This window comes from Thorsellia anophelis DSM 18579 (assembly GCF_900111395.1).
Classification (GTDB): Bacteria; Pseudomonadota; Gammaproteobacteria; order Enterobacterales; family Thorselliaceae; genus Thorsellia; species Thorsellia anophelis.
The window spans coordinates 15,862-37,796 of the sequence record NZ_FOHV01000003.1; the positions used below are offsets into that span (position 1 = coordinate 15,862).

Here is a 21,935-nt window from a genome sequence, read left to right on the forward strand (position 1 = left end):
GGCTGTTGGCTGTTGGCTGTTGGCTGTTGGCTGTTGGCTGTTGGCGTTATTATACCATAAAAAATCATAAAAATCAACATTTTATATGCTGATAAAAACTTAATTTTCATCTATTTATTCCATTAAATTATTCATGAACATGCGCACTTGTATAAAATATAAAAACATTTCTATAGTTGTTCATCTTGGTCAAAGCAAACAACCGCGTCAAAATGTTACATGACAAATAATATTGCACAATTAAAAACATTAAGCAATAAATTTTACACTTTGAAACTCATAAAAAACACTATGACACACTTTAGCACTTAATGATCAGTCATCTTTTATTAATTGCATTCAAGTGTATTTACTAAATTAACTAATAAATATTAAATGGCCTGAAAAAACTTTATAAGTGATAAAATTTAATAGACTCCAATTAGATTTTTAATTAATTGACAGGTAATTAGCATGAATTATATAAAGTAATGAAAAGTATATTAGTAAAAATATTAGGGGTTATTGATATTTAGTGATTAAAAAGAAAGTGAATTAAAAATGCATTACAAACAAGTATTGGAAATGAATCATACTGAAGAAAAAGCGTGATACTATTTATAGTACATACTATTAGCTTAAAGCATATACTTTTAAATTCCTATTTTCTGGTATAAATAAAATAACCCTACTGTCTGGGGCCAGACACCGAAAGGCCAAACAATTAATTGCCGATTAATTTCACTATGCTGCGTTTTAATATTAGACGTTTCAGTCAAAGAAAATAGAGTTGTATCATAAATAATAAGTGATTTACTCGCTTTTATCTCATCTGCCAAAACATCAAGTGAAGCATTTTCAGAAAAATCCCCTCTAATCGTTAAGCTATTGCTGATAAAACCAAATTGTGTTTCTTGCCATCCAACAAATCCTTTCATACTAAAATCATGAGTAGGATCACCTAAAAGCCAATAAATATCATTTATCGTTTTTTTATTATATGAATCAACATAAAAACGATCCTCGGTTGATAGAAAGATCATTAGAGCTAAAATATAACTAATGAAAACTGCGAATGGTAATCCAAAAAATAAGATAATCATTTTGTTTTTTCTACTCATGTCACACTCCAAGATTAAAATCATCCACCAAATTATTATTTTTCTTTTACTTGTCTAATTTTCGTACATCTTAAATATTTTCTATATTGATGATAGCTTTTACCTTAAGTAGATGACTATATATCAATCAATAAAATTGACTTCAATACTTCTAGTATCAACTTGACCTACCTCATCTACCACTCTAACTTGATACACCCCACTATATTTAGGCTCCCATACTAACGTTTGTTTACCTACAGTATGGCCTAAAAAGCTGCCATCAATAAACCAATATAAATGAGTATTGATATTATCACTATTTGCAATAAGAACTAACTGCTTCATTTTCTCTCGTTCATTTTCATTACGTCTAAATGTATACTTAACATTTTTCTGAGGGGAAATAATCCTAGGCGGACTAAAGTTCAATAAATTAGCTTGTGCGCCTATGCAGCGATTATTTTGTGGTGGAGTTCTCTTTGGAACCCCTGCTTGACTGAATGCTAATGATAAATCAGATGGCCAATATTCAAATATTTCTATTTTTACCCTATCTGCTTCAAAAGGCGGACAAGCCACTTCTCCTGATTCAATATCGATTGCCACAGGTCTAAAAATGGTATCGGCCTTAATTGGTGAAACACCTGGGATAAACCAGGTCTGTCCAATTTGCTGACACCATTTTGTTGGTAATTGTCCACTACTCAAACAGACATCGACTTTTTTTATCGTATCTGGTACGGTTAAATAGGTTGGTTTCATATTAGGATAATGTGCTTTGATACTATCAATGATGTTAAAAAACAGAGGAGCCGCTGCCTCTACTCCTACAAATGCATTATTACCTTCACCACTAAAATTACCTTCCCAAACAACAAGCACATAAGGACCAAAAATTCCAGCAGTCCACGCATCTCGAAATCCCCAAGAGGTACCTGTTTTCCAATAAACAGGGATTTTTGCTGCTGATTGCGCTAATGTATCACCTGGTCTTGCATGTTGTCCTAACATATCCATGGTAATATATGCAGCAGAGGGAGAAATTAACTGATTAGCAGACTGGACACCAGAAGAGTTAAGAGTTACTGATTTTGATAAATCAGATTGTATAAATTTGAGTGGCTGGTTAATGCCTTGATTTGCTAGCATCGAATATAACTTAGCTAACTCCTGCATATTAATTTCACCGCCGCCTAAAACAAGCGCTAAGCCATAATGATTTCGACTGGCTAATTTTGACACACCCGCTTTTTTGAGAAAGGAGTATAAATCAGGTTGTTTAAGCTGAGCGGCTACTGTGACTGCTGGAATATTTCGGCTATAGTTAAGCGCTTTAGTCGCTGATATAGGTCCTAGGAACTTTAAATCATAATTTTCTGGGCTATATGCGCCGTATTGAATGGGAACATCTCTTAAAATAGTGGCTGGGTGTAAAATACCTTGATCAAGTGCTAATGCATAAATAAACGGCTTTAAGGTTGAACCTGGAGAACGTTTTGCTAATGTTCCGTTGACTTGCCCATGAATACTTGTATCAAAATAATTCGCAGATCCGACTAATGCTTTAACCCCCATATCACGCGTATCAACTAATAAAACAGAGGCATTTTTAATCCCTACCATTTGATGCCTAGCAATAAATGCTTTTACTTGTTGCTCAATGATATTTTGTAGCTGTTTATCCAGTGTTGTAGTTTGAAACTGGGCATTTAATTCTGTTTGATGCCGTTCATACTGACTGATTTGAGAATTTTTCCCCGTTTCTAAGGTATCTTGCAACTTCAACATATCGGTAAAGTGCGGCGCAATAAAGGGTAATTGCTCTGGCTGTCTTAACTTTAATGGTAAGCTAAAAAAATCTTCATACTGCCTATCATCAGGATAAAGCTCAACCCATCTTGAATAGAGACGATTACGGGCATTAACTAGTCGCTCCCCTACAAGACCACTTTTATCTTTTAATCTTAAGCTTGGCGACTGGGGTAATACAGCCAAGGTCAGAATTTCAGGGAGTGTCAGTTGATTAGGAGGCTTATTAAAATAGATTAAGCTTGCCGCGCCAATACTTTCGATATTACGACCGTACGGGGCATAGTTAAGATAGGCTTCTAAAATTTCATTTTTAGAATATGATAATTCCAATTGTACTGCCCGAACTATCTGAATTAATTTTCCTTTAATGCTACGAGTATTTAATTGCCAGTGCATTCTGGCAAGTTGCATAGTAATGGTTGAACCGCCTTGCAAAGGTTCATTAAATACGTAACTTTTGACAAATCCACGGGCTAAACTCACAGGATTAAACCCAAAATGCCGATAAAAATAGCGATCTTCATGGAGTAAAACTGCTGTTTGAAATGTTTTTGGAATAGCGTTAAATGGTGTCCAAAGTCGAAATCGCTGATCCTTAGCACTTGTAATACGTAATAACTCGCCTTTATTATCTAAGTAAACCGTTGATAGCCCATTGCTTGCTAATGACTCACTTAAAGGAGGATGCGGCCAGAATCGAAATCCCAATACAATTGCCAGTCCAATCACCATAGTTACGAGTAGATTTGCCATCAAACGGCGATAACGTGCTGTTATTTTTAACATAGTATATGATGTATTTTTATGAGGGCTGTAAGACAAGTGGCGTTAATACCTTCATAACGTGTTCTGCCGAACCATCATGAATTATCCGCCCCTCTTGAATGTAGAGAATACGTGAGGCAAATAACATCGCATCATCATAACTATGTGTTACCATTAAAGTTGTCATGCAGGTTTCATCGCATAAAGCATTGACTAAAGATAGCATTTGCTGACGTAACTCAATATCTAATGCGCTAAATGGTTCATCAAGTAACAATATTGGTTGCTTTCTTAGTAATGCACGCGCGAGTGCAACTCTTTGGCGTTGCCCGCCTGATAATTGTTCTGGTAATCTTTGCATAAATGTCGACAACCCCATTTTTTGAGATAATTCGTCAAGTAATCCTTTTTGTTGAGCCGTTATTTTCATTCGTGGATGCAAGCCTATCGCAATATTTTGATAAATAGATAAATGCTCAAATAGATTATTATCTTGAAATAACATTGAAATAGGTCGTTTTCCTGGCATGCTATAAGAATGTTCTTCTGCATTTAACCGTAATCTATAACGCTTATCTAACGGTTTTTGAGATTGCAATTTTATATCAGGCACTAAGAAACCTGCTAAAATATTCAATAATGTGCTTTTACCGGCCCCACTTGGGCCGAGAATTGCAATTTTCTCCCCTTTTTCAACCGATAAATCAAACGATCCATAGGGTACTTCTGCCGATATCAATTCTATCATTCGATCACTCTTTGCCTATGCACTTACTTGGTCATGCCTATTAAATCCAATAACAGATTGATTGAACATTCGCTTATTTTCCCCATTACTCTGCCCTTCCCCTAGCTTCTCCAACAATTCTCGCAAACACTTTGCGAATAATCAGTGGTATTGATTCAATGCCTAATCGTTCAGCTTCTAAAGCGACCTCTATGGCAAGATCGGGTTTTGAACTACGATGAATTGCTTTATCTATAATTTTCCTAGCTGATAAATGAGGCGATTCAGGTAGCTGAGCAACTCGTTTATAAACATGCATAAAACCAGAACGATACATAAAATGCTCCATATCAAAAGCAGGTAGTGTCGTTAATCGTCTAGCCTCGTCATGCTTTGGTGCAAAAGAGAGTGCTGTTTGTGAATAACGCTTACCCGCTTCATCACCATCTGTTAGCACATGCCACTCTATACCAAGTTGCTGAGCAAACTTAATTAATGGTTTTAGCCCACACTGCGCATATTCAATTATTTTAATTCCTTCAGCTTCAAGGTTATAACCACACAATCTTGTGAGTTCCGTCAATAACCAAACCTCAGTTTCCCCTTCTACTAACAGCCAAGCTCTTGCAAATAATGAGGTTGCACGATTCATTCTAATATGAAATCCAATACGCCTAAGCTCATCAGTTGCAAATTTTTCACTTTTAATTTTATAAGCGGTGACTTTGGTTGATTCTCTAATTAATCGATGAATATACTTAATCGGTGTTAAGGTCAACAGGTCCCCTGAATTCGTAAGCGTGATTCTTTGCAAAGGTAACTGATTAAAAAAACCCCAAGCAATCGCAAGGTTAACAGGGTGCAATCCTTTTTCAGGATCCTCAATCACTAAAATGGGACTTGCATCCATATCTAAACGTACATTATTCTTAGCTTCTATTAAAGTTATCATCAAGCCAAGCAAAACCATTCTTACTGTACGACTGCTTGACTGGGATATAACGGTATTAATCGCATCAAGTGATTGCCAAGCTTGACGATCGTTAATTGGAGAAGTATAAAACGGTTTAAATCCTATACCTGAGCCTGATAAATAGTGTTCAAGCAATTGCTGCATTGCTCCTAAACCATCTTTGAGTTCTTGATTACTCAGAGATTGTGGTTCACGAGCTAGTCGTTCAGTTAAAATAGTCAATTGTTGTTTTAATGCTTGTTGATTAAGGCTTTCGTAACCAGAAAACGCACCTGGCGATAATTTATTAATAAATCTAGCATCTCTTAGTCTCAATATCGGATGAAATCTAATCAATTCACCCATTAAAAAATCAGTTTTAACGTCACTAATTTTTTCACCATTGATATCTAAGAATGAGCGTTTAGTCTGGCAATTGCCTAACTCATCTAACTCAGCTTCAAGAGATAAATAGATATGAGCTCTATCATTCTCTTGAGGAACCCATAATTTTTCAAACGAAACATAGCGCTTTGGCAGCTCGGCTGATATATTATCCTGACAATAAGTAAAAATAATTTGCAAATTACGGTGCTTAGCTGCGCTATCTCCGGGCGGAAAATGAAAATCATTTTGAGTAAATTGATAAAGCGTATCGCTTGGTGCAAGTAAACTAAGTGCATCTAATAAACTCGTTTTCCCCCAAGCATTTTCACCAATCAAAACACTATTACTTTTTAGCGATAGTGCTAAACGATTGATACCACGAAAACCTGAAATATCTATATGTTTTATATACATGTTATCGAATTCTTCATAGGGATTAGATTAAACAATAAAGGAATATCATAAAAATATGTTACTTAATTTTCTCGTTATTTTATTGCCATTAATGGCCGGTTACTTGATTGTAATCGATAAATTCACCCATGCATCACAAATCAATAAATTCATTAATCAATTTCTTAACTACATGGTCTTTGTCATATTATTTTGTATGGGGGTTAACTTAGCATTTTTAGAAGATTTAGTCACTAATCTAAAACGTATTGCGCTTTACTCTGGTACTTTTTTCTTCTTTATTTGCCTTGCAAATCTGCTAATTTTGATGCTGTTATCTTGGATTACTCCTTGGCGAGACAGTAAAATAAAAGGGCATGGGAAAATTAATTGGTTGATGTTAAAAGGCTCCCTTGAATTAATAGGTTGTGTAATTGCAGGTTTTATTATTGGTGTTAGCTTTAACGATACAAAAGTTGAACCACTTCTTAATTATGCGCTCGATATTAGCCAATACGCTCTCTCAATCTTAATCTTTTTAGTTGGAATTCAACTCAGGCATTCAGGGTTAACCATTAAACAAATTTTACTCAACAAAAAAGGACTGCTTTTAAGTGGATTAATTTTAACAAGTTCACTACTCGCTGGTATGTTAGCTGCATTAATACTTGGCATGGACATGAAATTAGGCTTAGCACTATCATCTGGATTTGGCTGGTACTCTCTTTCAGGCATATTAATCAGTGATGCATATGGCCCACTTTGGGGGAGCATTGCCTTTTTTAATGATTTAGCTCGTGAAATATTAGTGATTATACTTATTCCAATTTTTACCGCCCAATATCGTTATATTACACTGGGATTATCTGGGGCAACATCGATGGATTTCACCTTGCCCATACTTCAAAAAAATGGCGGCATTGAAATTGTCCCTGCTGCAATTGTTCAAGGATTTATCTTGAGTCTTGCCGCATTGCTCTTGCTGGCCGCATTTTCTTAAAGTAATGATAAATTGGTCATGATAACTTATTGAGTTTTTATCCAAACACTCATACCTTAGGGATGATGAGACTCACAGCAAGCCCGGGGGTTCTCGGACTTGCTATCAATTTTCCTGATAAACTTTGGGCAAGCTGCTTTGCAATCGTGAGCCCAATCCCTGTTCCACTCACCCCTTCTGTTAGCTTAGAATTAATGCGGTAAAACGGCTCAAATAATCTTGGTAAATAAGAATCATCTACGCCTGGGCCATAGTCTCTTACCTCAAATATCACACGCTCTTCAGTTTGGCTAACGATGACATCAACGGCTTGACCTGTTGACGCATACTTTTCAACATTGCTAAGTAAATTACATAATATCTGTACAACTTTATCTGCATCGGTTGTTAACTGAATGTCATCTTGGCATATGACATTCAGTTTAAGCCCTTTTGCGTGAAGCAGAGGTAGAAACAAATCACTCAGCGTGCGTACGATATCAATCGCTAATACTGAATTAAGTACGACCTTGGATGGCTTTGTAAAATCAAGTACATTTTGAATTAAACGGCTAAGCCTTTGTGATTCTTGTAATATAACTTCATTATATTGGTGTAGCGAGGGTGGCAAGGTGTATTCATTCGATACTGCAACAGAATCAAATTCTTCTAATTGTTCTTTTTGCATTTGTGCATAAAGTGATATGTTGGTTAATGGGGTTTTTAATTCATGCGAGACTTGCCCGACAAAATTTACCCGCATACTGGCCGCTTTATGTTGTTTGGTTAAGTCTCTATAAACAACGATGGTTAATAAGAGAATAACCAGGCAAATCCCACTGACAATCACAAGCGTCACGCCATATAGGCTTGGCGTTGTACTTAATGTCTTTTTGTAATTGATCTGCCAATCATGAAGCGGGTAAGGAAGTACTTTGGTAAACAGCTCGGATTCGCTTGTGCTCTCAAGCGTATTGTTGTCATTTACTAATGAAGTTTGGGACTGAAATAACATCCGGCCAGATTGCACTATCTCCAGGTTATCTGGCGCATAATTAGCCTCTATCCTGGCAAGAACATCTGATAATAATTTCACATAAGAGAGTTTTATGCCAATTAAAACTTTTGTCCCAGAAAGGGTATACCCTGAATTCTTATCACCATTAAAATCAGTCCCCTCAGCGAAACCATTATCTGATTGATGATATTTTGAATCTGTCGTGTTGATCATCCAATACATTAAAATAGGTTGCCCTTCATACTGACTCACATACCAACCTGATGTGGGGCTTATTTCTCCTTCTTTGAGGTTATGTTGAAAAAGCAAAGACGGATCTTGAATAATAGGTGAAATTACTCCGATTAAATTATTTGGGTCTATTTGGTTGTTGTCACTATGGACAATTGGAAATTCAATTTGATGCTGCGTTACTGGTGTGTCGTCAAGCTTTGCATCCGCTTTAAGTCGCATCACAAAAATTTGATTAATATTCGGATCTGTTTCCATCCAAGCATTGAGCGCTTCAGGTTTTAAGCTTTGTGTCTTCAGCCTCAATTTTAGTGCATGTTCTTTTTGTAATAAGATATCAAAAATGACATTCTGTATGGTTTCAATCCGGCTTTGCACCAATGCATCTGATTGAATTTTCACCATTGCACGTTGCTGGTTGATAGTCATAACGGCAAGATAACTAATCATACACAAAATAAGCCCACAAATTGTCATGAGCATTACTAACAATTTTGCTTGCATCTTTTTACTTTGATAGCGTTTATAAACCGTCATCTGTCGCCTCATGATTTAAAAAGATGCAATCCATAGTCTTATTTCCTTTGTTGTTGATTCGTTTTATAAACGTCTTCTGTAATTTTTTTCTCTAACACCGGTGCAGAAGCCGCTGGATTTTGCATTTCGCTTAAAACAGATTTTTCGTTTTCTATTTGCGTGCGTAATTTTGCTGCTGCGGCGCCATCAGTAATACCACTTAAATTTTGTTCAAGGTATTCATAGCTGGCATTGAGCGATGATTCCGCAGCAGCCTTATCACCCGACTTAAGATAATTTACCGCCTCTTTACGACGTTCCGTATTTTGCTGAATCAATGATTCAACAATAACATCTTGTTGCTGCGCCATTTGAACTTTTTCTTTGTCATCGTTAAATTCAATCGCTAATAATTGATTCTCTTCAACTCTTCGCTCTTGATAAAGATCGTCATAAGTGATGTACACTTTAGCAACACTCACCTTGCCATCAGATTTAACTGATTGCGTTGTTTTTTCAGTCGGAGATTGAAGTTCTAATAAAACATATTTTTCTTGATTAGCATAGAGTTGATTGAGTTTCACTCGAACCGTATTACCATCAATCGTCCCTTCTCTTCCCCAAAGTCTAATTGGTTTAGCACCATTTTCTAATTCTATGTTAACCACCACATTTTGAGCAATAACAGACATAACATCATCAAATTCTTTCACAAATATTTTATCTAAATCATCAGAATTTTGTACGTAAGCATGATTGCCATCACTATAACTCGCTATTGCAGCCATTAGTGATTCATTATAACCTTCTCCTAATCCAATTGTCGTCACTGCAATCGATTGCTTTGCCGCAATAACGCCCAGCTCTCCTAATTCATGAGTCGAACTAGGTCCGACATTCGCTTGGCCATCTGACAGTAAAATAATGCGATTAATTTGATTAGTATGTTTAAATTTATCAACCTCTACCAGCCCTTTACTGAGTCCAGCAAATAGCGCAGTGCCACCATCAGCATCAATTCTATTTTCTATCAACTGAATCATCTCTGCTTTATCGGTTAATTTTGTCGCTGGGATGATCACTTCTGCAACGTCATCATAGGTGACTATCGATAAAATGTCATGTTTGTCTAACTGATTGACAGCTAAAATAGCGGCTTCCTTAGCCTTTTGAATTCTATCACCTTCCATTGAACCTGATTTATCAATAACTAAAGTCAAATTAATGACTTTACGATCATCTGATTTTATTTTATCCCCTATTAATGCAACTTTTAGAAAATTACTTTGTGTCTCATTAGGTAAGATGACAGGTGAAGCAAGTTTCGCATTAATTGTCACATTTTGCGCACCGGCAAGATGACTCATACACATTGCAGTGATTGCAAAAAGGCTTGGAATGGTTTTACGCATTTTATTTTTTAATACAGCAGACAGTGTTTTCATAAAAACCTCAATAAAATAGATGACAGAATGGAAAATAATGAACAGCAAACTAACTCAATATCGATATCAGTATCAGTATCGGTATCGGTATCGGTATCGGTATCGGTATCGGTATCGGTATTATGGCGATTTGATAAAATTAATTGTCATAGTGAGGTTTAATAGTGTAATCTTTCGTAAATTATTCGTTCCATTTTAAGAGACTTTGCCTATTATGAAAATACTCATTGCAGAAGATGACATCCATATCAGAAATGCCTTATATGAAATCCTAATTAAAGAGGGATATGATATCATCACTGCAGAAAATGGTACCATTGCTATTGATAAATTTAATCAAACTCAACCAGATTTTGTATTACTTGATATCATGATGCCAGAAAAAGATGGATTCAGTGTCTGTCGATATATACGAGAACATAATGATGACATTCCAATCGTTTTTCTCTCAGCTAAAGGTGAGGAGATAGATAAGGTGATTGGGCTGGAGCTTGGTGCGGATGATTATATTGAAAAACCATTTGGTATTCATGAAATCAGAGCTCGTATCCGTAGTATTGCAAGACGAGCGATCAAACAAAAGCAAACACAAGGTGATCTTCCTTTTCCATTTGGTCCTTGGCTTATCCATCCTAATGCTTTTTTAGCTAAAACGAATACCAAAATAGTTGACTTATCAATTCGTGAAATTCGATTATTGACCTGTTTATACCAATATAAAAATACGACTGTTTCAAGAAACTTTTTAATCAATTCTATTTGGGGTGTTGAGGGATTACCTAATGTTAGGGCATTAGACCAAATTATCTTAAAAGTGAGAAAACTGCTTGAAACTGATCCGACTTGTCCAACATTAATAAAAACAGTGCATGGCGATGGTTACAGATACAATCAATAAGCCCGTAGGACCCATAAATACAATGCATATGCTGTTTCCATGATCCCTAGTTTAAAAGGCCAAATATGATCATTAATATCGCGATGAAACAATTGGGTAAAAAGCATCCCATCAAGCAAGAACAAATTACTTTACCAAGCTTAACCGCCCCTATTACGCTCAAATCATTGATTGAAGCTTTAGTTGTTCAGCAAATTGACGAATATGTTAAAAAACCAGTTCATCAATTTGAGAGCGCTGATAATTTATCCCTTTCCCCAATTGCACCAACCTCACTCATTAGTATGATGAGTGCGGGGAAATATCATTTTGATGTTAATTACAACAATAACGTCGTAGAAACCGATAAAGCAATTGCTTGTGCATTAGAAGCCTATCTTGATGGGCTATTTGTTGTATTTGTAGATGATCAAAAAATTGAATCACTTGAAACCCAATTACAAATAGAAGAATCTTCTGTTATCACCTTTATTAGATTAACCTTTCTAGTGGGTAGGCTTTGGTAGTCACGGTTTGAATTTTCCAGATTCATTCCATTGAACTAGAACATAATCGGTATTTAATTGTTCTGTATTTAATTACACTCTATTTAAAATATCATCAGCACATATCACAAGGTTTCATTATGAATTTCAAAAATTTACTTATCGCTTTATTGATTACCATTACTTTTAGCTCGGCAGCTCAAAATGAAAATATTCGTTCGACCGCCCAAACAATTTCCTCGTGCAGACCTAATATTTTAACGATTGATAAAGAAGGCACGATTAAGCAGACAATATGTCAAATGGATACGTCAAATCTCATTCGATTAGACACAATTACGAGAACTAAAACACAAACCATCTTTAATCTTACCTTTATCGGTGGCAGTCAAATGACCTTTTGTCTCTGGCCAGTTGAGAGTAAAAATACATTTAGATTAATAGATATGGATACATTTGAAACCTATCGGCTAAAATCGCAAGTAACAGATATTCAAGAATGCACTAATGAATTAGACTATTTAGGGGAAGGGAATGAATTATCACTGAAATTGGTTTTTGATGCCTTACCTGTGGACATTAAACAATTTAAACTCCAAGAAAATCCCTATAATGATGACATGTCACCAACTGTTTTTTTACCGGTTAATGTCCTAGCACCTTAATAATACACGTTTTGACATACGCACCAAATACTAACCACATCGTGATGATTAAGAATAATTGACGCCCTCCCCCTGCTAAAGCAAGGGGAGGCCTACTACGCACCTTTAATTACATTAAGTAAATACTGTAAAATCGCTTACACATGTAAATTAGCGCCTCATTGAGGTATTTTAAGATTATGGTGTCAAAGTATAATGATATCTTGCTTGTTAGTCGATTTTTGATGCGCATTAAACCCTGCAATACCTTGCAGTCCGCCAGTATGGATAATCAATATTTTTTGGGTTTTATTAAGATATCCACGATTCAGTTTATCAATTATGCCAAATACCATTTTGCCCGTATAAATAGGATCAAGTAAAATACCTTCAGTTCTATAAAATGCATTAATAAATGCGATCAACTCAGGGGTGGTCTTGCCATAACCACCAAAATGATAATGATGATTCAAGGACCATTTAGCCAAAACCTCAATCGCATCTTTATCTAACCATGCTTTAATCTCATCTGTCAAAAAATCGCCCCTGAGAGCCGGAAACCCAATGACTTCTTGATGAGATAATGCTGATTGGATGATACCTGTTATGGTGCCTCCTGTGCCAACAGCCGTTGCAATCACATCAAAGGCCGCATCTTCATGTGTTAATATAGATCGACATCCTTCAATCGCAAGCAGGTTAGTGCCTCCTTCTGGTATGAGATAAAACTCACCATATTGTTTTGCAAGTTGAGCAATCATCTGTTCATTATTTTTATTACGATACATATCCCTAGAGACAAAATGTAGAGTCATGCCTGAATTAGCTGCAAAAGATAGAGTAGGATTCAGATTAACTGAATGGGCTAACTCTTCTCCACGTATAACACCTATAGTTTTAAATCCATATAATGCACCTGCTGCAGCGGTAGCTGCAATATGATTTGAGTAGGCTCCCCCAAAGGTCAGTAATGTCGTTTTACCTTGTTTCTTCGCAGCATCAAGGTTTAAATGCAATTTACGATATTTATTACCAGACACGTCCGGATGAATTGCATCTTCTCGTTTAATTGTAATATTAGGCCATTGCTTTAAATCTTGATTAATGACGGCGTTAAGATTGAACATAAGTCAAAAAGTAATAAGTTGAATTGGGTGGTGGAAAGATATAGGCGTATTTTTAATATTTAGAATAGCATTAAAGTTGAGCAAATCAAATCCCAAAATCGAATACTAAATGCATCTTAAAAAAGAATCATGCAGTAATCATGGCGTGTATTATGAAGCCAATTATGAGGGATGAGTATGTTTTATCTGTAATGGTGGTAGACTATATGTGGACTATTCCCGCTTGCCAAACAAAAATATGATTTTATCTTTGTTTCGAATGCTTCCATAAAGTTGGCTTCTTAGTGACCTGAACCTGTCAAAAAAGTCGTCGCATATCATTTTTTATCAATACTAATCAAGAAATTGTTTTATCAAGGTAATTCCACAATCCATGTTGAGTCGATACGATATATTAATGTTTTTTGAGTATTCTCCCACTATCAATTGATGCGCTAGAATATTTAGTGATAACATTCTTGATATCAAACAAGGGTTAGATAATGGTCCCTTTAGCTAAATGAGCACTACATTTTGAATTCGCCAACCTAAATTAAATACGCATGAGTGTAGTGACATTACGTACATTCATACTGAGAATGGTTGGCGTTATTTGGTAACCATGCCCGACTTGGCAAATAAAGAAATAGTCGGCATCTTGTTATCCTCAATCAGGAGTATTCACTTTGACTTAATACCTGAATTTGGTCAATGAGTCCACTTGTTCTCGGGGTGAGTTGCCTTATTGTGCCTTGTAATATTTGCATTGAACTATAGAGGGTTAACTGAGTTCTAGCTCTCGTTACTGCTGTATAAATTAACTCTTTTGTTAAAACGGGATTGGGGACATCAGGAAGAACGATAAGAGTATGCTCAAATTCTGATCCTTGTGATTTATGAACAGTCATCACAAATGCCGTTTCATGTTCTGGCAATCGAGAAGGGACAACTGATTGTAATTGCCCTGTCGGGCTTAAAAAATAAACTCGCATTTGCCCTGACTCAAGATCTCTTAATGTTACACCAATATCGCCATTAAAGAGTTTTAAACTTGCATCATTACGTGTAATTAAAATTGGGCGCCCTATGAAATGCTTATCACGTGATCGAGTAATTAATTTGGCTTCTTGTAAACGCAAAATTAGGTTCTCATTTAAACTATCTGTGCCAAATAACCCACTATGAATACTGGCAAGCACTCTAAATTTATTAAACTGTTTCAAAATGTCAATAATGGCTTCACTCTCTTTAGAATTCTCTTGTGATAAAGTATTCTGCTCATCTATTGTGCTTAGTGTGTTTTTTACATCGATTAAAGGTTTGCCTTCAACAAATGCAGCGACTAGCTCTAGGTACGGTTTAAATCCTATCAAGCAGTCATTTAGTAATGCTTCATAACATTGGGCTTTCTCATAATTTTCTGTATCAGCAAAATCAACATATTTAAATCCTGGTTCTTTCGCAAGAAATTGAGCTGACTTACCATCAAACTCACATTGATGATCTAATAATAATGATTCCACCTCTTTACGTTTTTGCGTATTAATGGCTGTGGCGAGTTTGCCAATTTTTGAATCTTCAGCAAATCGCCTACTTTTAGTTAATAATCCGATAACATCCCCTACCGTACTTTGATTACTTAGAGCAGGATCATATAACGTTTCTAACTCTAATGACATTAACTCAGCCAGATAATTCGCATGGTGATGACTAAACGTTAATTGGCCAAAAGAACAAATATCACCTAACACACGACCAGGCGCAACTGATGAAAGTTGATCTTTATCGCCTAATAAAATGACTCTCATTGTAGGTGATAATGCATCGATTAAAGCAGACATCAAACGAAGATCTATCATAGACGCTTCATCCACGACTAATATGTCACCATGTAATGGATTACCATTATGATGCCTAAATCCATCCCCATTTAAAGACGCGCCCAGAAGTCTATGCAATGTGACGGCTTCTAAGGCTAGATTTTCTTTTTCTGATTCTGACAATACAAATTGATTTCTTGCACCGAGTAAAGATTCAGTTAAACGGGCTGCTGCTTTACCTGTTGGAGCGGCTAATAAAATACGCAACCGTTTATTAGGATTAAGTCTCAAGGCACTCAGTAATATTCCTGCAACAGTGGTTGTTTTACCAGTCCCAGGCCCCCCTGAAATAATAGAAATAGATTTACTTAGTGCGATTGCGCCAGCAATTTTTTGTCTATCAATTTGACAATCAGAGTTCGCAAAAACCTGATTCAATACTGACTTCATTGAATCGAATGGCGACGTGTCAGCTTGTTTAGATTGCTTAACAAGATAATCGGCTACCTTGTGCTCATCTTCCCACATTCTTTGCCAATAAATACGATTACCAACCATGATGATAGGGGGGATGGAGTCAACTTGTTTTAAGCTTTCTATCACTTCAATGTCCGTTTCAGCGATGATGGCAAGTTCACTCTTGTTTAAAATGTCAATCAACATGATGCTTGTTAATTGTGTTAAAGAGCGTTGAAGTTCAAGAGGTAGGGTTGTAAAAAAAGCAGGAAGAATCGTCTTACTAATTTTGTTATCAATACGAATACAGACATCGCCTTGCGCCATTTTGTGGCTGAGATAACACAAAAATATAGCGAGTTGATCTCGTTCAATCTCGCTCAGTTTCTCTTGGCAAAAACGCATTAAAAAAAATGTTAATTGCTTATCAATTACTGCAATCATATCTGATGCAATCTGAGACTCAAACCAATCCATTAGTGGTGTTGATAGAGATATTTTTTGTATCATGGTTGATACATGTCGAGTCATTTAAGTGTCCTATAAAAATTATTTTTGATCATTTAACCGTATAAAATTAAGTTTCTTAGATACCAACTTGTCTATATTTCTTCTATATTTAGACTGATTAGTCATATTGTGTAACATTACTTTTAATTTATCTTGCTATTAGTCTTATCAAGTTAAATTTTTGCATTCTATGAACGTTCAAATAACTAAGCAAAGTAATAAATAATATGGAAAAATAATGGCGCTGAGAAACACAATGAATCTATTCTATCCATCATGCCACCATGGCCTTTAATCAGAACACCAAAATCTTTTACACCTTGATCGCGCTTTATAGCTGACATACATAACCCACCCATAAAGCCTGCTAAGGTTAATACAAACGCGATCATTCCGGTTTGCCACCAATTAAAAGGGGTTAACCATGACAAAGTCATTGCAATCACGATGGCAGATAAGATACCACCAATAAATCCCTCAACCGTCTTATTTGGGCTGATTAATGGGGCAATTTTATGCTTACCAAATAATTTACCAAAAATGTATTGTAAGACATCAGATAGTTGGACGACAATCAGTAAAAAGAGAATAAGGCTAATATTGTTTTGTTGAAAGTTTTCAATATCTAATAATAATAGCGCAGGCACATAACTAATTAGATAGACTGCAACCATCACCCCCCATTGGATTTTAGCAGTGCGCTCCATAAAATGTTCAGCATCCCCAGCAATCGCAATTCGAGTTGGAATCAAGATAAAGGCACTCACTGGTATAAAAACGGTAAAGAGCGCATTCCAGCCTAGACCAATTAAAATATACTGGATAGGTAGAAGTATAAAAAAACACCAAAATAGCACTTCATGATCCCCTCTACGAGTCGGTATCAATGTAATACATTCTCTAAGCGCAAAAAAAGAAATCACAGTGAACAATAAAACCGTCCCTAGTGTATGAAATGCCATTGCAAATACACACACCCAGCACATCACCCACCAAGCTATAATTCGTGCATTTAAGTTCTTTACCGTGGCTATTTGACTTTCAGATTTGACCTTTTTGCTTAATGCAAAACCAATCATAGAGGCTATCGTTAAAAATACGGCTAATCCTAATAACAAAAATCTTATTTTTTCATCTTCAAATATCATGCTTTAACGCCTCCAATGCAAAGCGCGCACGCGCCAAAAAGGTAAATTTATCCTCTGTGGGTGAAATAGGTTCAATTGCTTGTCCAAAAGTAGTTTGGCATAAAATCGGCACGATGAGTTTGCTCCCTTTCGGCAAGACTCTATGAAGATTATGTAAATATACTGGCACAAGCGGAATTGAAGGCATTTTTTGTGCTAGATGAAAAAGACCTGATTTAAAGGGATGAATTTCATGGCCATCCCCACGAGTTCCTTCAGGGAATAAGATTAAACTTTCCCCGTCTTCCAATAAAGCCGACATCTGGGAAACAGGATCAACTACCCGCCCCTCTTTTTCTCTGTCAATTAACAATGCGTTAAAAACTTCATTAGCAATATATCTTTTTATTTTAGAACTTTGCCAATAAGATTTAGCGGCAATAGGATGAACTTGCTGCCGTCTATCTGCTGGTAAACTTGACCACACAGCTAGTCCATCTAAATGACTTTGATGATTAGCATAAAAAATAACAGGTCCAGAAGGGACGTTTTCTAACCCATTTACATGCATACCAGTAAAGATTCGGCTTGTGAATATCAATCCACGCTCTATCCATTTTGCCTTCTTACTCTTAGGCGTTCGCTTTTGATTAAATTTTCGGGTGAGTTCTGCTTGTATATCAGTCTCAATAGGAGTTGAATTCTCTATTGGATTAGGAATTGAGGATAATTCTAGCTCATCTTGACTTGATGACTGGATTTCAGTTTCATCTACGGTCATCTTTGAAGTACATTCAGTAGAGCTAAGCTCTTTACGGGTATATTCCATAGCTAACTCCTAAATCTGCCTAAGTGAATCTCACTCAGGCAGTTGAGATGGGTTTAATCACACATTTTATTGATGACTACAGAAACTGCAATAACACGTAAAAAATTGATTACATGCCTAAAAAACCTAATGCAAAGTTTATAATAGCAATAATAATAATCGGAAAAATATAAAGCGGAAAGTATTGAACGAAAACAGAGTGATGCCTTAACTTTAATTGAGAAATTAATTCATCTCGGCTTTGAACAGTTTCACCACGAGCAGATTCAATAAGCAATAAACTTTCAACTGTTTGCTTAACATTTCTGACTTGCCTGAAAAGTTTATCACTTGATTGTACTAATGCCATACCCAAGAACATTCCCCAAAACACAATAAAAAATGAAAAATTTCCATCACCAAAAAAACCATGGCCAATGGTAGGTGTTGGAGCAGTTGACCAATAGAAACCAATAAAATTCATTTTAGCTAAACTGGTCTCAAGCGTTGCAATAACAGATTGAATAATGCCAATAATAAAAGCGATATTACCCTCTTCATTTGCACCGGAGGCTGTCGTAGTGACTTTGCTATAAGCCAACAAAGATTGTAATGCACCACACGTAGTCCAAAGCAAGCATACAGTAAAGATTAACCATCCAGATACAAGTTTGACATAGGCTAAGGTACGAGCAAGTTGATAAGTCATGGGGATTCTCCAACAAATGTTAATTAATTAGGAGATTTTACGTCTTATTACGAATAATTAAAAGCACTCAATGCAGTAATCTCCTTTAAATCACGGAATTTAGCAACATGAATGCTTAAATTTACCTTTTTATGAGCCAAAAGTTAATCATATCAGCTTTTCTAAAACCTACTTTATGCTAGTTGATTACGCCCTTTGTTTAATCATAAGTAACTATAATCGCAAGATTAAAAAATTATTTAGCCCAGTTAAGTTTATTACTTAATGTATTAAAGTAACTATAACCAATTGGATGGATTAATTTAAGCATTTGTTCTGCCTTACGAACTAATACCTCATCACCAGGCTGAACCATTAATGCAACCTGACTGTCGCAATTGACCTCTAATTTATTTTTAATATTTGGAAATTTAAGTTTAATTTGGCTATTACCACTTACCACTAAAGGTCTAGCAGTTAACCTATGAGGAAACATGGGGACAAGAAGTAGTGCATTTAAATCAGGGGTTAAGATTGGCCCACCTGCTGAAAGTGAGTAAGCAGTAGAGCCTGTAGGGGTCGCTATAATCAGCCCATCAGCGCGATGACTAAAAGCAAACTGATCATCGATATACACTTCAAAATCAATCATATGTGCAATCTTCCTAGGATGTAGCACAAGTTCATTGATAGCATTACTGCGATAGCTAGTCGTTTTTTCGTGGTCTTCTTTATGAGATTTTATTTGTTGATTATTTTTATTTTTTTTAGAGGACTTTATCTTAATTTCAACATCTAACAAAAACCGATTTTCACTGATGTAATCCCCCATTAGAACGCGTTTAAGTTGCGTTACCGCTTCATCGGGATCAATATCCGTTAAAAAGCCAAGGTTACCTCGATTAACCCCTATGACATTAATATCATAATTCGCTAAAATTCGGGCGGCACGTAATAAATTTCCATCCCCTCCAATTACAACTGCTAAATCTGCAAGCTTACCAATCTCATCAAGACTCGCACACTTCATAGCCTGTAATTGCAGTTTAGGCGCCAAGGTCTCTTCGACTAATACATCATATCCTTCTACAGTCAACCAATCATGTAGCTGTCGATGGGTGCTGAGAGCCGCTGCTAACCTAGGATGACCTATCAAAGCGATGGTACCAAAATGATGTTGATGATAAGTAGTCGATGTTGTTAACATACCAATAAAATCCTCAAAAGGTATGATTTACTAAAGCACTTCAGTAAATCATCTAGTCATTAGCTCATATTATAGCTTAGACTATGTCTTTAAAGATTTCATATGTCAATAGAAAAATATTTTGCTAATCGTTTATAGTTAAGTGAATATCTCGATTAAAATGATAGGTAATACATCACATTATTTTATACTTACATCAGATTAGCTGCCGTTTCATCAAAACGATTCATATTGCCATACTGACTTAGCCCATATGTCATATTATGGCAAATTCAGACTAATCACGCGTTCTCTAATACCTCATTCAAAATAGAAATAGCCTCTATTTTTACAAGCTATTATTCATCTTTAACTATTTTCACCCTAATCCCCCAACCTTGCTCTGAATATTGAGGTCCTGTTTCTTGTAATATTTGTTGCGCCTCTGCATTGGTAAACTGAGTTTTAAACCAGTAGCGTTTAAATGTTTGTGCGCCAATTGTGATCGTGCCTGCATTGTTATTAACACGTGTTGGATTATTCTTTTCACTATAAGACGCTATCGTTTCATCAGTCTCTAAATTGATAATTTCCCATTCTAAGGTTTCTAACTCTTTTTCTGTTGGATCTCGATAAACAGCCCCAATTCCTTCAACAGAATTATCTTCTAAAATTCGTATAGTCGCGTAATATTCATGATTAACACGAGCCGTATCTGAAGTGTCTGCTAGGATATCTTTACTTGGATCGTCTGGGTCTATGACATCATAAATATTAATAATCCAATCAGCACCAGTGACAAGTCCCCCTCCTCCGCCAGGATTGTCTACACTTGGAATACCACAATTTAAGTTAATACATGCAATATCAGGATCTGGATTATGGGGATGATTAGTATCAGTCCACTCTCCTGGACCAGGCCCACTTGGTGCTTTTTGTGAAAAAAATTTATTGAGGTCGAAAACCTTAATCCAGTTTCCAGCATTAGGTATACCATTTTCAGTTTCAGGAAGCACCCAAAATCCAATACGATAACCAACTGCAGCTTCAGGTACAATAAGTGACTTACTATTTTTATTATCTGTGAAAAAATTGACATTACGCCCATCAGTAATTTCGGAAACAATACGAATCTGCTCAGGCGTCCATCTAGTGATAATTTCACCTGATTTAGACACTTCATCAGCAAATTTATATCCCTCTGCTGCCTCTATAATAAACCACCTAACTTGGGTAAATTTACTAGGAATAAGATCGGTTGGAAGGCTCCCTGGTGAATCATTACCCAGCACGGTTGCGACATCATTATCATGATCAATGAATGAAAAAAATGGGTTTTTAATCTGACTATTAAATTCATACTCATGACTCGGTACTTCTATCATTGCACCCACGCTAATTTGCAATACACCGTCAATGACTCTATCACTTTTTATTACCTTAGAACCGATTGAGTCAAAATAAGGAGAACTTCCATAAATCTCGGTGTGAGCCTGTTTTTGATATAGGGTGGCACTGATAGCGGGTTCACTAAAAATCGTTATTAACACGATCATTTTTTTTAAATTACATTGATACCTCATGGAATATCCTTCTCCAGTATTTTAATTTTTACTTTACGAGAATTACCCCGCATTCTTCAACTGACATGAAATCAATATCACATCTAAAGACAGATTCCTTGATTAAAAATCAAAAAACACCAAATAAAATTTAATTAATTCATTCAAAATTTATATTTTAAACAAAAAGAAAAATATAATTAAATATGTATAAATAAAATATAAAAAAGTCAAATCAATAATAACACAAAATAATATAAAAAAGTCTAGCACATTTAATTTATTCGTTCTTCATTCAATAAAAATTAAACAACAACCAATAAAATTATTAATTAATT

18 protein-coding genes are annotated in these 21,935 nt (G+C 35.8%); 5 read left to right on the top strand and 13 right to left on the bottom strand.

The genetic code is table 11. The features are described from left to right. Positions 1-632: 632 nt before the first annotated feature. The 4 genes from BMW37_RS02225 to BMW37_RS02240 all read right to left on the bottom strand — a co-directional run bounded on the left by BMW37_RS02225 (position 633) and on the right by BMW37_RS02240 (position 6,139). Positions 633-1,100 carry a hypothetical protein gene (locus tag BMW37_RS02225; protein WP_093317458.1) on the bottom strand — a complete coding sequence of 156 codons (468 nt, stop codon included), beginning with the start codon at positions 1,098-1,100 and terminating at the stop codon, positions 633-635. A 123-nt stretch (positions 1,101-1,223) separates the two neighbouring features. Continuing rightward, positions 1,224-3,680 carry a penicillin-binding protein 1C gene (gene pbpC / locus BMW37_RS02230; protein ID WP_093317714.1) on the bottom strand — a complete coding sequence of 819 codons (2,457 nt, stop codon included), beginning with the start codon at positions 3,678-3,680 and terminating at the stop codon, positions 1,224-1,226. Between the two features lie 16 nt (positions 3,681-3,696). Then, complete coding sequence (gene thiQ, locus BMW37_RS02235; RefSeq protein ID WP_093317460.1) at positions 3,697-4,407, bottom strand: thiamine ABC transporter ATP-binding protein; 711 nt, start codon at positions 4,405-4,407, stop codon at positions 3,697-3,699. An 85-nt stretch (positions 4,408-4,492) separates the two neighbouring features. Next, complete coding sequence (locus tag BMW37_RS02240) at positions 4,493-6,139, bottom strand: ATP-dependent nuclease (protein ID WP_093317462.1); 1,647 nt, start codon at positions 6,137-6,139, stop codon at positions 4,493-4,495. A 55-nt stretch (positions 6,140-6,194) separates the two neighbouring features. On the opposite strand from BMW37_RS02240, the gene BMW37_RS02245 reads away from it, so the two are divergent. Next, positions 6,195-7,118, top strand: coding sequence for a LysO family transporter (locus BMW37_RS02245; protein WP_093317464.1), 924 nt, complete (start codon positions 6,195-6,197; stop codon positions 7,116-7,118). Between the two features lie 49 nt (positions 7,119-7,167). On the opposite strand, the gene BMW37_RS02250 is transcribed toward BMW37_RS02245, so the two are convergent. Both BMW37_RS02250 and BMW37_RS02255 read right to left on the bottom strand, forming a co-directional pair. After that, positions 7,168-8,883: a sensor histidine kinase gene (locus tag BMW37_RS02250; protein ID WP_177168555.1), complete on the bottom strand. Its 1,716-nt coding sequence runs from the start codon at positions 8,881-8,883 to the stop codon at positions 7,168-7,170. 38 nt (positions 8,884-8,921) lie between these two features. Beyond that, positions 8,922-10,307: a vWA domain-containing protein gene (locus tag BMW37_RS02255; protein WP_245710999.1), complete on the bottom strand. Its 1,386-nt coding sequence runs from the start codon at positions 10,305-10,307 to the stop codon at positions 8,922-8,924. Between the two features lie 27 nt (positions 10,308-10,334). Between BMW37_RS02255 and BMW37_RS15705 the strand changes: the two genes are divergently transcribed. From BMW37_RS15705 to BMW37_RS02270, 4 genes are all read left to right on the top strand, one after another. After that, complete coding sequence (locus BMW37_RS15705) at positions 10,335-10,469, top strand: hypothetical protein (RefSeq protein WP_281241255.1); 135 nt, start codon at positions 10,335-10,337, stop codon at positions 10,467-10,469. 52 nt (positions 10,470-10,521) lie between these two features. Further along, positions 10,522-11,205: a response regulator transcription factor gene (locus tag BMW37_RS02260; RefSeq protein ID WP_093317470.1), complete on the top strand. Its 684-nt coding sequence runs from the start codon at positions 10,522-10,524 to the stop codon at positions 11,203-11,205. Between the two features lie 65 nt (positions 11,206-11,270). Further along, positions 11,271-11,711, top strand: a complete 441-nt coding sequence (locus BMW37_RS02265; protein ID WP_093317472.1) for a hypothetical protein — start codon at positions 11,271-11,273, stop codon at positions 11,709-11,711. Positions 11,712-11,830: 119 nt separating this feature from the next. Then, positions 11,831-12,355 (top strand): hypothetical protein, encoded by a 525-nt coding sequence (locus BMW37_RS02270; RefSeq protein ID WP_093317475.1) that lies wholly within the window; start codon positions 11,831-11,833, stop codon positions 12,353-12,355. A 185-nt stretch (positions 12,356-12,540) separates the two neighbouring features. Here the strand turns inward: BMW37_RS02270 and BMW37_RS02275 are convergent, their stop codons facing one another. The 7 genes from BMW37_RS02275 to BMW37_RS02305 all read right to left on the bottom strand — a co-directional run bounded on the left by BMW37_RS02275 (position 12,541) and on the right by BMW37_RS02305 (position 21,618). Next, complete coding sequence (locus BMW37_RS02275; protein ID WP_093317477.1) at positions 12,541-13,461, bottom strand: 1-aminocyclopropane-1-carboxylate deaminase/D-cysteine desulfhydrase; 921 nt, start codon at positions 13,459-13,461, stop codon at positions 12,541-12,543. 650 nt (positions 13,462-14,111) lie between these two features. Next, a complete protein-coding gene (gene recD, locus BMW37_RS02280; RefSeq protein ID WP_093317480.1) occupies positions 14,112-16,247 on the bottom strand; it encodes an exodeoxyribonuclease V subunit alpha in 2,136 nt (711 codons plus the stop codon). Between the two features lie 185 nt (positions 16,248-16,432). Next, the gene (locus BMW37_RS02285) at positions 16,433-17,374 is read right to left on the bottom strand and encodes a phosphatidate cytidylyltransferase (protein ID WP_093317482.1); all 942 of its coding nucleotides are present in this window, start codon (positions 17,372-17,374) and stop codon (positions 16,433-16,435) included. After that, on the bottom strand, positions 17,364-18,182 hold the full coding sequence (locus BMW37_RS02290) for a lysophospholipid acyltransferase family protein (RefSeq protein ID WP_093317485.1): 819 nt from the start codon (positions 18,180-18,182) through the stop codon (positions 17,364-17,366). The genes BMW37_RS02285 and BMW37_RS02290 overlap by 11 nt, the downstream gene beginning before the upstream one ends. A 109-nt stretch (positions 18,183-18,291) precedes the next feature. Continuing rightward, positions 18,292-18,870: a YniB family protein gene (locus BMW37_RS02295; protein WP_093317487.1), complete on the bottom strand. Its 579-nt coding sequence runs from the start codon at positions 18,868-18,870 to the stop codon at positions 18,292-18,294. 235 nt (positions 18,871-19,105) lie between these two features. Next, a complete protein-coding gene (gene nadK, locus BMW37_RS02300) occupies positions 19,106-20,056 on the bottom strand; it encodes an NAD(+) kinase (RefSeq protein WP_093317490.1) in 951 nt (316 codons plus the stop codon). A gap of 338 nt (positions 20,057-20,394) precedes the next feature. Continuing rightward, positions 20,395-21,618 (bottom strand): hypothetical protein, encoded by a 1,224-nt coding sequence (locus BMW37_RS02305; RefSeq protein ID WP_093317492.1) that lies wholly within the window; start codon positions 21,616-21,618, stop codon positions 20,395-20,397. Positions 21,619-21,935 lie beyond the last annotated feature (317 nt).

Bases quoted from the DNA above. Each gene is read 5' to 3' on its own strand.
- BMW37_RS02240 (WP_093317462.1), bottom strand. From the start codon at position 6,139: ATGTATATAAAACATATAGATATTTCAGGTTTTCGTGGTATCAATCGT.
- BMW37_RS02270 (WP_093317475.1), top strand. From the start codon at position 11,831: ATGAATTTCAAAAATTTACTTATCGCTTTATTGATTACCATTACTTTT.
- BMW37_RS02250 (WP_177168555.1), bottom strand. From the start codon at position 8,883: ATGACGGTTTATAAACGCTATCAAAGTAAAAAGATGCAAGCAAAATTG.
- BMW37_RS02245 (WP_093317464.1), top strand. From the start codon at position 6,195: ATGTTACTTAATTTTCTCGTTATTTTATTGCCATTAATGGCCGGTTAC.
- thiQ (WP_093317460.1), bottom strand. From the start codon at position 4,407: ATGATAGAATTGATATCGGCAGAAGTACCCTATGGATCGTTTGATTTA.
- BMW37_RS02285 (WP_093317482.1), bottom strand. From the start codon at position 17,374: ATGATATTTGAAGATGAAAAAATAAGATTTTTGTTATTAGGATTAGCC.
- BMW37_RS15705 (WP_281241255.1), top strand. From the start codon at position 10,335: ATGGAAAATAATGAACAGCAAACTAACTCAATATCGATATCAGTATCA.
- BMW37_RS02255 (WP_245710999.1), bottom strand. From the start codon at position 10,307: ATGAAAACACTGTCTGCTGTATTAAAAAATAAAATGCGTAAAACCATT.
- BMW37_RS02265 (WP_093317472.1), top strand. From the start codon at position 11,271: ATGATCATTAATATCGCGATGAAACAATTGGGTAAAAAGCATCCCATC.
- BMW37_RS02290 (WP_093317485.1), bottom strand. From the start codon at position 18,182: ATGGAATATACCCGTAAAGAGCTTAGCTCTACTGAATGTACTTCAAAG.
- BMW37_RS02260 (WP_093317470.1), top strand. From the start codon at position 10,522: ATGAAAATACTCATTGCAGAAGATGACATCCATATCAGAAATGCCTTA.
- pbpC (WP_093317714.1), bottom strand. From the start codon at position 3,680: ATGTTAAAAATAACAGCACGTTATCGCCGTTTGATGGCAAATCTACTC.
- BMW37_RS02295 (WP_093317487.1), bottom strand. From the start codon at position 18,870: ATGACTTATCAACTTGCTCGTACCTTAGCCTATGTCAAACTTGTATCT.
- BMW37_RS02275 (WP_093317477.1), bottom strand. From the start codon at position 13,461: ATGTTCAATCTTAACGCCGTCATTAATCAAGATTTAAAGCAATGGCCT.
- BMW37_RS02225 (WP_093317458.1), bottom strand. From the start codon at position 1,100: ATGAGTAGAAAAAACAAAATGATTATCTTATTTTTTGGATTACCATTC.
- BMW37_RS02305 (WP_093317492.1), bottom strand. From the start codon at position 21,618: ATGAGGTATCAATGTAATTTAAAAAAAATGATCGTGTTAATAACGATT.
- recD (WP_093317480.1), bottom strand. From the start codon at position 16,247: ATGACTCGACATGTATCAACCATGATACAAAAAATATCTCTATCAACA.
- nadK (WP_093317490.1), bottom strand. From the start codon at position 20,056: ATGTTAACAACATCGACTACTTATCATCAACATCATTTTGGTACCATC.